The sequence below is a fragment of the Variovorax sp. AC103 genome (assembly GCF_979254005.1).
On sequence record NZ_CEEDFC010000006.1, the window covers coordinates 160,165 to 174,698 of the forward strand.

The following is a 14,534-nucleotide window of genomic DNA, read 5'->3' on the forward strand; positions in this document are numbered from 1 at the left end:
CCCGTCACCGAGCGGTCATTCCGGAATCACGCCCACCGGTGCGCCGCCGCGCGCGCGGCCCAGCGTGCCGACGATCAGCGCTGCGATCAGCACCAGCACGCCGCTGAGCACCATGGCACTCGATATGCCGAAGCTGTCGACCGTCACGCCGCCGATCAGTGCGCCGGAAGCAATCGCCACCTGGAAGCCGCTCACCAGCAGGGCCTGGCCGGCTTCGGGGGCATCGGGCACGGCTTCCATCATCCAGCCGGTGAGCGCCACCGGGATCAGGCCGAAGGCCACGCCCCAGATCACGACCACCACGGCGCCCGGCACGAAGCCGGTGCCGATCAGCGTGGACAGCAGCAGCGCCGTGGCCAGCATCAGCGCCGCCAGCAGGGTGGTGCCGCGCACGCTGCGCGCCACCAGGCTGCCGCCGAGGAAGGTGCCCACGAAGCCCACCGCGCCGTAGACCAGCAGCAGCGTCGACACCGCATTCGGCGCCAGGCCGAACACCTGCTGCAGCAGCGGCTTGAGGTAGGTGTAGGCCGCGAAGTGGCCGGCAATGAAGAACAGCACCGCGAGCAGGCCCACCTGCGCCATGCGGCGCGTGAGCGGCGTGAGCAGGTCGCGTGCGCCGATGGCGCGCGCCGGCGGCATCGCGGGCAGCAGCCACAGCTGCACCAGCAGCACCACCGCGGCCAGCGCGCCGGTCACGGCGAACGAGGCGCGCCAGCCGAACAGCGTGCCCAGGAACGAGCCGGCCGGCACCCCCAGCACGGTGGCGGCCGACACGCCGGCCAGCACGTACGACATGGCGCGCGCCTGCGAGGCGTGCGGCACCAGCTGCGTGGCGGCCGCCGGCGCAAAGGTCCAGAAGCCGCCCACGCACAGGCCCAGCAGCAGGCGCGCGACCAGCATGGTGGCGAAGTTGGGCGCGAACGCGGCCAGCACGTTCGACGCGATGAGCAAGGTGGTGAGCGCGATCAGCACGGTGCGCCGGTCGAGCCGGCCCGACGCCACGATGAGCGCGGGGCCGGCAAAGGCCGCCAGCACGCCGGGCATGGTGACCATCAGGCCGGCCGTGCCGTCGGACACGTTGAGCCCGCGCGCGATGTCGGTCAGCAGGCCGATGGGCATGAACTCGGTGGAGACCATCGCGAAGGTGCCGACGGCGATGGAGCCGACGGCGAGCCAGGCGGAGCGCGTGGCCGGCGACGGCGTGGCGTCCGGCGAGGCCACCGCCAGGTCGTCAGCGCACGGGTTGCTGCTGGGTGAATTCATCATGGGACTGTCCTGAAGGGCGTCGGCGATGCATGTGCACGCCGATGCCGGTGAAAGGGCATTGGAGTGTGCGAGCCGTCGCCTTGGCGACAAAGGGGTCCGCCAGCAGTAGTCAGTTTCCCTGCTGCGAACAATCGGGGCTTTGTTCCCCTTTTCCGTCGGTATTGATGGCGATGGCCGTCAAAGCACCTGGCCGTCGGCGATGAAGGCCTCGCCGATCAGCACGCGAAATTGCGCGCCCTGCGCAAACTTCGGCTGTGCCACCGCCGGGGAGAGGAACTCCACGTCCAGCACGGCGGGCTTGCCGCGCTCCAGCGCCTCGCCCAAAGGCACCACCCAGCGCGCCGAGAAGCCTTCCTTGTCGACCACCAGCGCGCAGCGGTATTCGCCCGGGGCGATCGGCAGGTCCTGCGAGGGCAGGCCCGGCTTGCGGAAGGTGAGCGCCACGCGCGCGTGCGGCGTGAAGGCGCCGGCCGTGTCGAAGCTCGGCGGCGCGACGGCCGCCGCGCGCGGCGCACGGCGCGGGCGCTTGCTGACGAGCCAGGCGATGACGTTGCCGATGATCGGCACCCACAGCACCATCAGCAGCGTGGCGATGTCGCGCGTGGTGGTGCCGGGCGTGGCGTAGTGCCGCACGACGCCGCCGCCGACGGCCACGCACAGCAGGACGATGACGATGACCTTGCGGCGGAACTGGATCTTGGTGCTCATGAATGGGGGGTCGCGCTCCGCGCTGCGGTGCGAGCTTGCTGGGGCGGGTGGGGTTGCGAGTCTAGGGCCAGCCCGCTCCCCGCGGCCCGCACCTCTTATCCCACCCGCAGCACCGCATCGGCCGGCAGCGCCTGCCAGTCGATCCACTCGCCCACCGCCAGGTGGTGCGTGGGCGCGGCGGCGCCTTCCGTGCTGCCCCATTGCAGCGTGAACTGGCGCGCGCCGAGCCGCAGCGCGATCTCGAAGCCCGGCCAGTGCGCGGGCACGCGGGGCGTCAGCGAGAGCTGGCGGCCCTTCACGGCCAGGCCCAGCAGGGTCTCGACCGCCGCGCGGTGCAGCCACGCGGCCGAGCCGGTGTACCAGCTCCAGCCGCCGCGGCCCACATAGGGCGCGGCGCCGTAGACGTCGCCCGCCATCACGTAGGGCTCCAGCTCGTAGACCGGCCCGCGCTCGGGGTGCCGCGCGCGGTGCGCGGGGCTCAGCCCTTCGAAGCTCTGCCACGCCGCGTCATGGTCGCCCTGCAGCGCCTGGGCCATCAGCGCCCACACCGCGCCGTGCGAGTACTGCCCGCCGTTCTCGCGCACGCCGGGCGGGTAGGCCTGGATGTAGCCGGGGTTGTTGGTCGAGTTGGCGAACGGCGGCGTCAGCAGCCGCAGAAGGCCGGCCGGTTCGTCGTGCAGCAGCTTCTTCACCGACGCCATCGCCGGGCCGGTGTGGGCATCGTCCGAGGCACCCGACAGCACCGACCACGCCTGCGCGATCAGGTCGATGCGGCATTCGTCGTTGGTCGACGAGCCCAGCGGCGCGCCGTTGTCGAAGAAGGCGCGGCGGAACCATTCGCCGTCCCAGCCGGCGTCGTGCAGCGCGGCGATCCAGCCGGCGCGCGCGGCCGTCCAGCGCGCCACGCGTTCGTGTTCGCCGCGCGCCTGCGCCAGCGGCGCGAACTGCGCGACCATGCTGCACAAGAACCAGGCGAGCCACACCGATTCGCCGCGGCCTTCGTTGCCCACGCGGTTCATGCCGTCGTTCCAGTCGCCGGTGCCCATCAGCGGCAGGCCGTGCACGCCGGTCTTCAGGCTGCGGTCGATGGCGCGCGCGCCGTGCTCGAACACGTTGGCCATCTGGCCGCTGCGCTGCGGCGCGTAGTAGGCGTCCTCCGCGCCGTCGGGAATGGCCGGGCCTTCGATGAAGCCGGCCATCTCGTCGAGCAGCGAGGCGTCGCCCGTCACTTCGACGTAGTGAGCCACGGCATACGGCAGCCACAGCAGGTCGTCGGAGAAATGCGTGCGCACGCCGGCGCCGCCGGGCATGTGCCACCAGTGCTGCACGTCGCCTTCGGGGAATTGCCGCGCGGCGTTGACCAGGATCTGATCGCGCAGCCGGGCCGGATCGGTGAGGGCGAAAGCCATCGCGTCCTGCAACTGGTCGCGAAAGCCGAAGGCGCCGCCGGCCTGGTAGAAGCCGGCCTTCGACCAGAGCCGGCAGGCCAGCGTCTGGTACACGAGCCAGCGGTTGACCAGCGCATCGAACAGCGGGTCGGGCGTGCGCACCTGCAGGCGGCCGAGCAGCTCGTCCCAGAAGCCGCGCACCTGCGCCAGCGCCGCGGGCACGTCGCGCTGGCGCCAGCGCTGCGCGAGGTCCAGCGCGGCCTCGGCGCTGTCCGCGTGGCCCAGCATGAAGGTGAAGCTGGCGGTGTCGCCGGCCGCCACGACGAACTCGCCGCCGATGGCCGCGCAGGCGTCCAGCCCGCTGCCGGCGCGGCGCGCGAGCGTGTCGGGCACCTCGACGCCGCCGCGCCCGCCGAAGAATTCATTGCGGTCGCAGGTCCATTGCGTGGCGCCGGTGGTGGCGCCCTGCAGGCCCGTCAGCAGCAGGAAGGCCGTGGTTCCGCCGAAGCCCGCGCCCGATTCGCGCTGTTCGCCGAACACGGCCGGCTGGTCTTCCGGCTTCCAGCAGCGCACGGTGCGCCGCGTGCCGCGCGCGTCGCCGAGCTGCCATTCCGCCATGGCCAGTGCGCGCAGGCGGCGCGCGCCCGCGCCCTGGTTGTGCACGCGCACATGCACCAGCTTGACGGCCTCGTCGCGGTCCGCGAAGAAGGTGGTTTCCAGCGCGAGCGCGCCCGCCTGGTGGTCGAACACGGTGTAGCCCTGGCCGTGGCGCACGCGGTGGCGCGCGCCGGCGGTGGTGCCGCCCGCGGGGGTCAGCGGCAGCATCTCGCGCGACGCCAGGTCCTGCAGCAGGTAGTGCTCGAAGGCCGGGTCCTGCACCGGGTCGTTGGACCACGGCGTGACCTGGTGCATGCGGCTGTTGCCGGCCCAGGTGAAGCCGGTGCCCCATTCGGACACCTGGAACCCGAAAGCCGCGTTGGCGATGACGTTGATCCAGGGCCGCGGCGTGCGCCGGTCCATGCCGACCTCGAAGCGGTACTCGCCGGTGTCTGCGTCGAAGTCGCCTTCGGGTGCGCTGTTCGGCGGCGCCGCGGCGGCACGCGGCAGCAGGGGAACGCCTCGCGGCAGCGGGGGAACACCCCTTGGCGTAGACGCCTCGTCGGCGGCCGGCGCGTCGTTGTTGCGGGCCTCGTGCAGCGCAGCCACCTGCACTTCGAGCGGGCGCCCGTCGGCCGTGAACACCGCGCGCGCCAGGCTGGAGAGCGCGGCCTTCTCCGAGGGCACCACGTCCTGGTCGCGCAGCAGGTAGAAGCCGGCCGTGTCGTTGCGCGGAAAGCTGTTCTGCGTCTGCTGCGTGACGCGTGCGCGCAGCACTTCGATTTCGCGCTGCAGCGGCATCAGGTACGAGTTGGGCTCGCTGTTGAGCACCACCAGGTCGCATGCCACGCCGCCGAAGCCCCACCAGGGCTGGGCGCGCAGCAGCGTGTTGATCAGCCCCATGCCGTTCATCGAGTGGATGTGCACCAGCACGATGGGCTTGTCGCCCGAGATGCCGAAGCGCCAGATCTGCCGCAGGTCGATGAGCCCGCGGTCGCTCATGACGCGCGGCGTGGTGTACGTGAGGATGGTCGTCAGGTCCTGCAGCGCCAGGTTCTGCGCGGGCGCGATGCTCAGGTCGCGCAGGCGCACCTGCGCCAGCGTGGCGGCCATGCGGGTGGCGCGCTCCACGTGCATCGGCTGCATGTAGCGGTCGATGCCGGGCATCAGCGCCTCGATGTCGTCGTCGGCCGCCGTGGCAAAGCTCAGCCGTGCGGTGGTGCCCGGCGCAATCGACAGCCGCACGCGCAGGCAGGCGATGGGGTCGAGCCCGTTGACCTGCTTGCCCCGGGCGGTGAGCGGCTGGGCGTCGAGCGCGGGGTTGGCCAGCGTGCGGTTGCGCCCGATGAAGGCGCGCCGGTCGGTCATGCAGTCGATCGACAGCACGGTGGCGTCCGCGGAGGCCAGGAAGTGCGCGGCGGCCACCACCGCGTCGCCGTGCAGGCGCGGCTTGCGCGACAGCAGCAGCGCGCGCCATGCGGGTTCCCAGCGCGACTCCACGAACAGGTTGGCGAAGGCCGGGTGTGCCTCGTCGGCCTTGGGGTTCGACAGCACCGGCTCGAAGTACGAAACCAGCTCCAGCGTGCGCGTCTGTTCGCCCGAGTTGTGCAGCGTGATGTTGCGCAGTTCGGTGTCGTCCTCGGGGCTGATGAGCACCGTGGTGCGCACCTGCAGGCCGGGGCCGGTGGCGTCGAACTGCACCTGGTCGGCCAGGAAGCGGGTGCGGTAGCGCCAGTCGGCGCCCGGCGCGGGCAGGGCGGTGAGCGAGGTGAAGGCCTGGGCCTCGCCTTCGGCCTTGACGTCGCGCACGAAGAAGAAGGTGCCGTAGCTGTCGCGCAGCGGGTCGTCGCGCCAGCGCGTCACGTTGAACGAATGCCAGCGGCTCACGCCGGCGCCGTTGGCGCGGAGGGCCACGGTGTAGCGGCCGTTCGACAGCAGGTGCGTGGGCTGGAAGCCCGCCGCCATCGGGTCGACCGTGCGGGGCTGGAACAGCGGCGCCAGCTCGGCCTGGCTGGGCTCGGGCGGCGTGCGCGGGTCGGCGCTGCCGATGATCTGGCGCGGCGTGCGCTCGTGCAGCAGCGTCTCGTGCGCCTGCACCAGCGCGGCACTGGCGAACCAGCGGCGCGGCGCGTCGGCGCACAGCACGTTGCACAGCGCCACCAGCGACATGCCCTGGTGGTGCGCCATGAAGTTGCGCACCACGGTGAATTCCTGGCCCTCGATCTGGCGCGACGCGGTGAAGTCCACCGCGTCGTGAAAGCCGAACTCGCCGCGCGCGCCGAGCGCTTCGAGCCGCTCCAGGTTGGCCACCGCCGCCACGGGGCCGAACGGCGCGGCCATGGCGCTGGCATAGGGCGCCACCACGCGGTCGGTGGGCGGGGTGCGCCGCAGCGCGAGGCGCGGCACGCCGAAGGGCGAGTACTGGTAGGCCAGTGAGTGGTCCTGCGCGAAGTAGGCCGATTCGGAAACGCCCCACGGCAGGTTCTGCGCGCGGCCGAAGGCCTGCTGCTCGGCGATGGCGGCGGTGTTGGCCACCTGCAGCAGGCCGTTGGTGGGCTCGGACATCACCAGCGCGGGCATCACGTACTCGAACATCGAGCCCGACCACGACTTCAGGCTGGGCTCGAAGCCGACCAGCAGGAAGGGCCGGCCCAGCGCCATCCAGTGGCGGCGGGGCACGTCGCCCTTGGCGATGGCCAGGAAGCTCAGCAGGCGCGACTCGGAGGCCAGCAGGTCGTAGTAGCTGGCGTCGAGCACGTTCTCCTCGACCCGCAGGCCGATGTGGAACAGGTGGCGCTTGGGGTCGTACAGGCCGCTGAAGTCCATGCCGTCGTGCAGCGCGTCGCAGCGTTGCGCCAGGGTTTCGAGCGCGGGCGCCTCGTGCGGCTCGCACCCTTGTGCGGCGAAGGCGCGGCAGGCCTGTGCCACGGCCACCAGGTGGCCCGCGAAGTTGCCGCTGTCCACGCTGGACACGTAGTCGGGCGGCAGCGGCTTCAGTGTCTGCGTGTCGTACCAGTTGAACAGGTGGCCCTGGTGCTTCTGCATGCGGTCCACGCTGTCGAGCGTGGCCGTGATGCGCGCGAGCAATGCGTCGGTGCCGATCCAGCCGAACTCGCGTGCGCAGCAGGTCGCCAGCAGGTACATGCCGATGTTGGTCGGCGAGGTGCGGTGTGCAATGGTGGGCTGTGGCTCCAGCTGCAGGTTGTCGGGCGGCAGGTGGTTGTCGTCGGGGCCCACCACGTGCTCGAAGAAGCGCCAGGTGTCGTGCGCAACGGTTTCCAGGTAGGTGCGCTGCGCGGTGCTCAGCGGTTCGGGCGGCTTCGCCTCGACGCGGCTGCTCCACCAGGCCGCGACCGGTGCCAGCGCCCACAGCACGAACAGCAGCGCGCCGATGACCGGGTACGCGCTCCAGTGCGCCGCCACGGCGAGTGCCAGGCACAACACGCTGCTGGCGGCGGCGTTGCGCAGGAAGGGCAGCAGGCGCTGGCTCGATTGCGCCTGCGCCTGCGCCGCGGTGGTCCATTCGAGCAGGTGGCGCCGGCTCACGACCAGCCGCCACGTCGCGCGAAACCAGGCGTCGAGCAGCAGCCGCGACTGCGCCGCGAGCTGCACGAACTGCCAGGCCGCGCCGGCCATGGCGCGCAGCAGCTCGACCGCGCCCACGTCGAAGAAGTGGCGCAGCTCGATGGCGCGCCGCGTGGGCACCAGCCCGGCCAGCGCGCCGAGCATGGGCCCGAGCGTGAGGGCCGAGGCCACGGCCGCCAGCGCCCAGCCCAGCGGCATGGCCTGCGTGAAGATCACCAGCACCAGCAGCGCGAGCGAGGCCGGCGCCACCAGCGAGCGGCGCAGGTTGTCGGCCATCTTCCACAGGCCCAGCGCGTCGAGGCCGAAGCGGCGCGCGCGCCACATCAGCGGCAGCAGCTGCCAGTCGCCGCGCACCCAGCGGTGCACGCGCGAGGCCGACACGCCGGCGTGGTGCGGATGGTCTTCGACCAGCACCACGTCGCTCACCATCGCGCAGCGCGCCACGGTGCCTTCGAGCAGGTCGTGGCTGAGCACCGCGCCGTCGGGCAGGCGGCGGTCGAGCGTGGCGTGCAGCGCGCGCACGTTCAGCAGGCCCTTGCCGGTGAAGGAGCCGCTGCCGAACACGTCCTGGTAGATGTCGGACGCGCCGCTGCCGTAGGGGTCGAGGCCGCACTGGCCGGCGAACACCCAATGGAAGAAGGAGCGCTCGTCCTGCATCGGAAACGGTGTGACGATGCGCGGCTGCAGGATGCCGAAGCCGGCGACCACGCGCCGGCTTTGCAGGTCGATCTCGGGTGCGTTGAGCGGGTGCGCGGCAATGGCCACCAGGTCGCGCAGGACGCCGGGCGGCAGGCCCGTGTCGCTGTCGAGCGTCAACACATAGGGCGTGCGGCCGGCGGCCAGGCGCAGGCCGTCTGCCAGCGGCAAGAAGCCGCTGCCATCGCCGGACGCGAGCAGGCGCACCAGCATTTCGAGCTTGCCGCGCTTGCGTTCCCAGCCCATCCAGCGCTGCTCGGTGTCGCTCCAGCTGCGCGGGCGGTGCAGCAGCAAGAAGCGCGGCGCGGCCCCCGGCGCCACCGGGTACTTCGCGTTGAGCGCGGCGATGCGCTGCAGCGCATCGTCGAGCAGCGGCCCGTCGGCGGGCAGCGAGGCCTGCGCGGCGTCGGCCCAGTCGGTCAGCAGCGCGAACTGCGCATGCTCTTCGCGGTTGGCGAGCCAGTGCAGTTCGAGCCGGTGCACCAGCTGCGCGTTGTTTGCCACCGAAGCCAGCAGCGTGGGCATGACCACCAGCGCGCGGTGCCGCTCGGGGATGCCGTTCGCAAAGTCCAGCCGCGGCAGCGCCTGCACGCGCACCGACTCGGCCATGATGCGTTGGGCCAGCGAGAGCAGGGCTTCCGACGCGGGCCATGCCAGCAGGGCCATCGCCAGCACGGTGGTCCAGTCGCCGCGGTGCGGCAGGCCGTGCACCACGGCGGCCAGCAGCAGCGCGGTGCCCAGCGCCACGGAGCCGATGTAGACCGGCAGGCGCCAGCCGCGGTGGCTGCGGACCTGGCGCACGGGCGTCGCGCGCACGGTGCGGCCCGCACGGACCGCGCTCTGCCTGGCCTGCAGCGCCGCGACGAGCGCGGTGCGGCCCTGGCCGAAGAGGTAGTAGCCGGCGGTGCCGTCGGGGCGGTCGGTTTCGGCGCCGGCTTCGTCGGCGGGCGCGCCGGAGGCCAGTTGCACCACGGCCTGCGCCACTTCGCGCTCGGGCCGTTCGCTGGTGCGCGCCACCTGCTCCATGGCGTGCGTGATCTGCTGGCGCGTGAGTTCGCTCTCGTTGGCGAAGCTGGGCAGTTCGCGCAGCACGCGCAGCGAGCGGCTCACGGGCTCGATCAGGTCGCTCCATTCGACCTGGCCGATCATGCGCAGCGTGGTGATGATGTTGCCGACCGTGAGGTTGGCCGCGGCCTGCGCGTTCTGCGCGTCGCCGATCAGCGCCGGGCCGTTGGGACAGTGCTGCTCGGTCCAGCGCACCAGCGCGGGCATGTCGCCGCCGTGCTCCACGGGCAGGCGCTGCCACAGCTGCGTGAGGTAGCTGCCCTGCAGGCCGTGGCTCTGCAGCGCGCGGTAGAGCACGTCGAGGTCCTGCGACGACAGGTGCGGCGCGGCGTCCCAGGCGGCGTGCGCGATTTCGCGCGCCACCTTGTTCTCGGCAATGCTCTCTGCCACGCGGCGCAGGTTTTCCAGCAGCACCGCGCGCAGGGTGGTGGGCAGGGCCCACAGTTCGCCCAGCGTGAGCTCGTCGACGTCCTGGTAGGCGTTCAGGAAGGCGGTGAACAGCGTCTTGTTGAGCACGCTGTCGGTGTGGGCCACGTAGGCCCAGGCAATGCCGTACACGCGCGGCAGGCCCGCCAGCGGCGGCGCCACCAGCTTGGGCAGGCGCGCGTAGTAGCTGCGCGGCACACCGTCGTGAATCTGCTGGAGCTGTGCCTCCACCAGGTGGAAGTTGTCGAGCAGCCACTCGCCCGCGGGCGACACATAGCGCCCGCTGAGCGAGATCAGCGCGATGTAGTCGAAGGCGTTGCGCAGCGACTCGAGGTTCTCGTCCACCCGCGGGAAGAAGGGCGCGCCTTCGCGTGCGTGGTGCGTGTCGTCTTTCTCGACCACCTGGGCACGGGCGAGGCTGTGCCCGTGCTGCTCGAAGCGTTGGATGCCGAACAATTCGGCGCGAACCGGAGGGGCTACGGGGTCATGGGGACCCAGAAGCAGCGCCCGGGCGTAAGAACTCAGCCCCTGGAGGCGGTCGACGGCGGCTGCGGCGCTCAAGCGATGGCGAACAGGCCGATGCCCAGCACCATGGCCACGCAGGCCATCGTGACGATGCGGCCCGCCGCAAGTGCGCGCACCCGTTGCATGTGGCTTCGCAGCGAGAACCATCGCCCGTGGGCGCGCGCGCAGTGGCGCATGTGCGAGGCGAGGGCCTCGACGTCGTTACCGACGAAATCGATCTGCGAATGGGTCAGTGACTGCGGGACTGGCATGGCAACGGGCTCCTTGTAACAACTTCGAGCTGCCGCGCGATTGCGAGAACTGTGGTGAACGTGTCCGACCGTACCCTTTTAATTGACCTTACGGGTTCCTCATTGCGGACAGAACATGTAGGAAAGGACGCACAAGGCGTCCTTTAGCGGCTGGAGTTGACGCAGGTCAACCTGTGTTGCGAAGCCCCGCGGCCACCCCGTTGATGGAAATATGGATGCCGCGCTGCAGCCGCTCGCCGCCGTCGCCCGCGCGGTAGCGGCGCATCAGTTCGACCTGCAGGTGGTGCAGCGGGTCGATGTACGGAAAGCGGTGGCGCACCGAGCGCTGCATCTCGGCATTGCCTTCCAGACGCTGCTTGGCGCCGGTGATGAGCGTGAGCGCGTCCGACGTGCGGTGCCATTCGGCGTCGATCATCGAGAACACCTTCTGGCGCAGCTTGCGGTCGGTCACCAGCTCGGCATAGCGCGAGGCCAGCGCGAGGTCGCTCTTGGCCAGCACCATGTCCATGTTCGACAGCAGCGTGCGAAAGAAGGGCCACTGCTCGTACATGCGCTGCAGCAGCGCCACGCGTTCCTTCTTGCCCGCGGCGGTGCCTGCGGCGGCCAGGAACTGCTCCACGCCCGAGCCGAAGCCGAACCAGCCCGGAATGGTCAGTCGGCACTGGCCCCAGCTGAAGCTCCACGGCACGGCGCGCAGGTCGTCGATCTTGTGGCTGGGGTTGCGCGACGCGGGGCGCGAGCCGATGTTGAGCTCGGCGATCTCGCGGATCGGCGTGGAGCCGAAGAAGTAGTCGCCGAAGCCCGGTGTCTCGTACACCAGCTTGCGGTACGCGGCCATGCTCGCGGTCGACAGCTCGCCCGCGGCCGACAGGAACGCGGCCGGCGCCGACTTGCCCTGCGGCAGCAGCGTGGCTTCGAGCGTGGCGGCCACCAGCGTCTCGAGGTTGCGCCGGCCGATCTCGCGGTTGGCGTACTTGGAGCCGATGACCTCGCCCTGCTCGGTCAGGCGGATCTGCCCGCGCACCGTGCCGGGCGGCTGCGCCAGGATGGCCTGGTAGCTCGGGCCGCCGCCGCGTCCCACGGTGCCGCCGCGGCCATGGAACATGCGCAGGCGAATCGGATTGGCCTTTTTCTTGTTGAGCTCGTCGAACAGCGCCACCAGCGCGATGCCCGCGCGGTACAGCTCCCAGTTGCTGGTGAAGATGCCGCCGTCCTTGTTGCTGTCGCTGTAGCCGAGCATCACGTCCTGCTCGCCGCCCGAGCGTTCGATGAGCGCCTGGATGTTCGGCAGCGCATAGAAGGCGCGCACGATGGGCGCGGCATTGCGCAGGTCTTCGATGGTCTCGAACAGCGGCACCACGATGAGGTCGCAGGTCGCGTTGCTGTCCATCGCGCCGCGCAGCAGGCCCACTTCCTTCTGCAGCAGCAGGGCCTCGAGCAGGTCGCTCACCGTTTCGGTGTGGCTGATGATGTAGTGGCGGATGGCCGCGGCGCCGTAGCGCGCACGCGAGGCGCGCGCGGCGGCGAAGATGGCGAGCTCGCTCTTGGCGAGCGGGGAGTAGTCGGCGTCGGGCACGCGCAGCGGGCGGGCGTCGTCGAGCAGCCGCAGCAGCAGCGTCTGCTTGGCGTCTTCGGCCAGCGATGCGTACGAGGGTTCGATGCGCGCGGTGGCCAGCAGCTCGGCGATCACGGCTTCGTGCTTGTCGGAGCTCTGGCGCAGGTCGACCGTGGCCAGGTGGAAGCCGAACACTTCGACCGCGCGGATCAGCGGCAGCAGGCGCGGCGCGGCGAGCACGTTGCCGTGCTTTTCCTCGAGCGACTCGGCCACGGTGCGCAGGTCGGCCAGGAAGTCTTCGGCCCTGGCGTACGGGTTCTGGGGCGCGACGGCATGGCGCGCGGCCTCGCCGCCGGTGAGCTCGCGCAGCGTGGCGGCGAGGCGCGAATACACGCCGGTGAGCGCGCGGCGGTAGGGCTCGTCCTTGCGGTGCTCGCTGGTGTCGGGCGAGCGCTCGGCCAGCGCCTGCATCTCGACCGACACGTCGACCAGCGTGGCCGAGAGCGACAGCTCGCCGCCCAGGTAGTGCACTTCGGTGAGGTAGTGGCGCAGCGCCAGTTCGCACTGGCGGCCCAGCGCGTATTCGAGCGTTTCGGCGGTGACGTTGGGGTTGCCGTCGCGGTCGCCGCCGATCCACTGGCCCATGCGCAGGAAGGGCGCGACCGACGGCGTGTGGCCGCCTTGCGCAAGGGCCTTCTCGAGGTCGGCGTACACGCGCGGGATCTCGCGCAGGAAGGTGGCTTCGTAGTAGCTCAGCGCGTTCTCGATCTCGTCGGCCACGGTGAGCTTGGAGAAGCGCAAAAGGCGCGTCTGCCAGATCTGCGTGACGCGCGTGCGCATCTGCGTTTCGTTGTCGGCGAATTCGATCGGGGTGAGTGCGTCCTTTCCGCCGGCATAGGCGCCCTGGCGCAGCCGGATCTCGTCGCGCACGGTCAGCAGTTGCGCGATGACGCGTTCGGCGTCCAGGATGCTCTTGCGCTGCACTTCGGTCGGGTGCGCGGTGAGCACGGGCGACACGTAGCTGCGGGCCAGCGAGGCGACGATGTCGTCGGGCTTCACGCCCGCCTTGCGGATGCGTGCCAGCGCGGTCTGCAGGTCGCCGTCGGCGTTTTCACCGGCGCGTTCGGCCTCGGTGCGGCGGCGGATCAGGTGGCGGTCTTCCGCCAGGTTGGCCAGGTGGCTGAAGTAGGTGAAGGCGCGGATCACGCGCACCGTTTCCGCAGCGCTCAGGCCCTTGAGCAGGTTCTTCAGCGCACGGTCGGCGGCATGGTCTGCATCGCGTCGGAACGCCACCGACAGCGTGCGGATCTTTTCGACCAGCGCATAGGTCTCGTCGCCCTCCTGCTCCCGGATCACATCGCCGAGGATCCGGCCCAACAGCCGGATGTCGTCGATCAGTGGCTGGTCTTCGGCCTGGCGGCGCTTGGGGGGGGCAGGGGTCTTGCTGGCTTTCATTCGATGTTTGTCCTGGACTTCTTGAATGGATGCGCCGTCTGCGTTGCTGCGGCGCAACATGCTAGCATTCCAACGGTTTGGAAACATGTACTTTTCGGGAACGGTCTTGAGCAATATCGTGATTGCCACGCGCGAAAGCCGGCTGGCCCTTTGGCAGGCCGAACACGTGCAGGCGCTTTTGCAAGAACGAGGCCACACGGTCAGCCTGCTGGGCCTGACGACCACCGGCGACCAGATCCTCGACCGCTCGCTCAGCAAGGTGGGCGGCAAGGGGCTGTTCGTGAAAGAACTGGAACTCGCGCTCGAAGAAGGGCGCGCCGACATCGCGGTCCATTCGCTCAAGGACGTGCCGATGGACCTGCCCGAAGGCTTCGCGCTGGCCTGTGTGCTGGAACGCGAAGACCCGCGCGACGCGCTGGTCTCCAACCGCTATGCCGGCATCGACGAACTGCCGCAGGGCGCGGTGGTCGGCACCTCCAGCCTGCGCCGCGTGGTGCTGTTGCGCGCGCTGCGGCCCGACCTGCGCATCGAACCGCTGCGCGGCAACCTCGACACCCGGCTGCGCAAACTCGACGAGGGGCAGTACGACGCCATCGTGCTGGCCGCGGCCGGGCTCAAGCGGCTGGGCCTGGAGAGCCGCATCCGCGTGGCCTTCGACCCCGACACCATGCTGCCGGCCGCGGGGCAGGGTGCATTGGGCGTCGAGGTGCGCGCGGACCGCACCGAGCTCATCGAACTGCTGCGCTCGCTGGCCCACCAGGGCGACTGGCTGTCCACCTCGGCCGAGCGCGCGGTGAGCCGCGCGATGGGCGGCAGCTGCTCGATGCCGCTCGCGGCGCACGCACGCTGGCAGCCAGATGGCGCGCTGCGCATCGATGCGGCCTGGGGCGACCCCGAAGGCGTCGCACCGCTGGTGAGGGTGCACGCGCTGTCACCGGCCGGCGACTTCGCCCAGGCCGATGCGCTCGGCGAGCGCGCCGCCGTGCTGCTGCGCGACGCCGGGGCGCGCTGAACCGC

6 protein-coding genes are annotated in these 14,534 nt (G+C 70.9%); 1 reads left to right on the forward strand and 5 read right to left on the reverse strand.

All coding sequences use genetic code 11. The features are described 5' to 3' along the window. Positions 1-15: 15 nt before the first annotated feature. The 5 genes from AC0IYU_RS11220 to ppc form a co-directional block, all read right to left on the reverse strand. Positions 16-1,266: an MFS transporter gene (locus AC0IYU_RS11220; RefSeq protein ID WP_472116515.1), complete on the reverse strand. Its 1,251-nt coding sequence runs from the start codon at positions 1,264-1,266 to the stop codon at positions 16-18. 177 nt (positions 1,267-1,443) lie between these two features. After that, positions 1,444-1,974, reverse strand: coding sequence for a hypothetical protein (locus AC0IYU_RS11225; protein WP_472116518.1), 531 nt, complete (start codon positions 1,972-1,974; stop codon positions 1,444-1,446). 95 nt (positions 1,975-2,069) lie between these two features. After that, positions 2,070-10,292, reverse strand: coding sequence for a glycoside hydrolase family 94 protein (locus AC0IYU_RS11230; protein WP_472116521.1), 8,223 nt, complete (start codon positions 10,290-10,292; stop codon positions 2,070-2,072). Next, positions 10,289-10,507 carry a hypothetical protein gene (locus AC0IYU_RS11235; RefSeq protein WP_435435236.1) on the reverse strand — a complete coding sequence of 73 codons (219 nt, stop codon included), beginning with the start codon at positions 10,505-10,507 and terminating at the stop codon, positions 10,289-10,291. Before AC0IYU_RS11235 ends, AC0IYU_RS11230 begins: the two co-directional genes overlap by 4 nt. 166 nt (positions 10,508-10,673) lie before the next feature. Continuing rightward, positions 10,674-13,517: a phosphoenolpyruvate carboxylase gene (ppc, locus tag AC0IYU_RS11240; RefSeq protein WP_472116524.1), complete on the reverse strand. Its 2,844-nt coding sequence runs from the start codon at positions 13,515-13,517 to the stop codon at positions 10,674-10,676. 85 nt (positions 13,518-13,602) lie between these two features. On the opposite strand from ppc, the gene hemC reads away from it, so the two are divergent. After that, the gene (hemC, locus tag AC0IYU_RS11245) at positions 13,603-14,529 is read left to right on the forward strand and encodes a hydroxymethylbilane synthase (RefSeq protein ID WP_472116527.1); all 927 of its coding nucleotides are present in this window, start codon (positions 13,603-13,605) and stop codon (positions 14,527-14,529) included. The last annotated feature ends 5 nt before the right edge of the window (positions 14,530-14,534 follow it).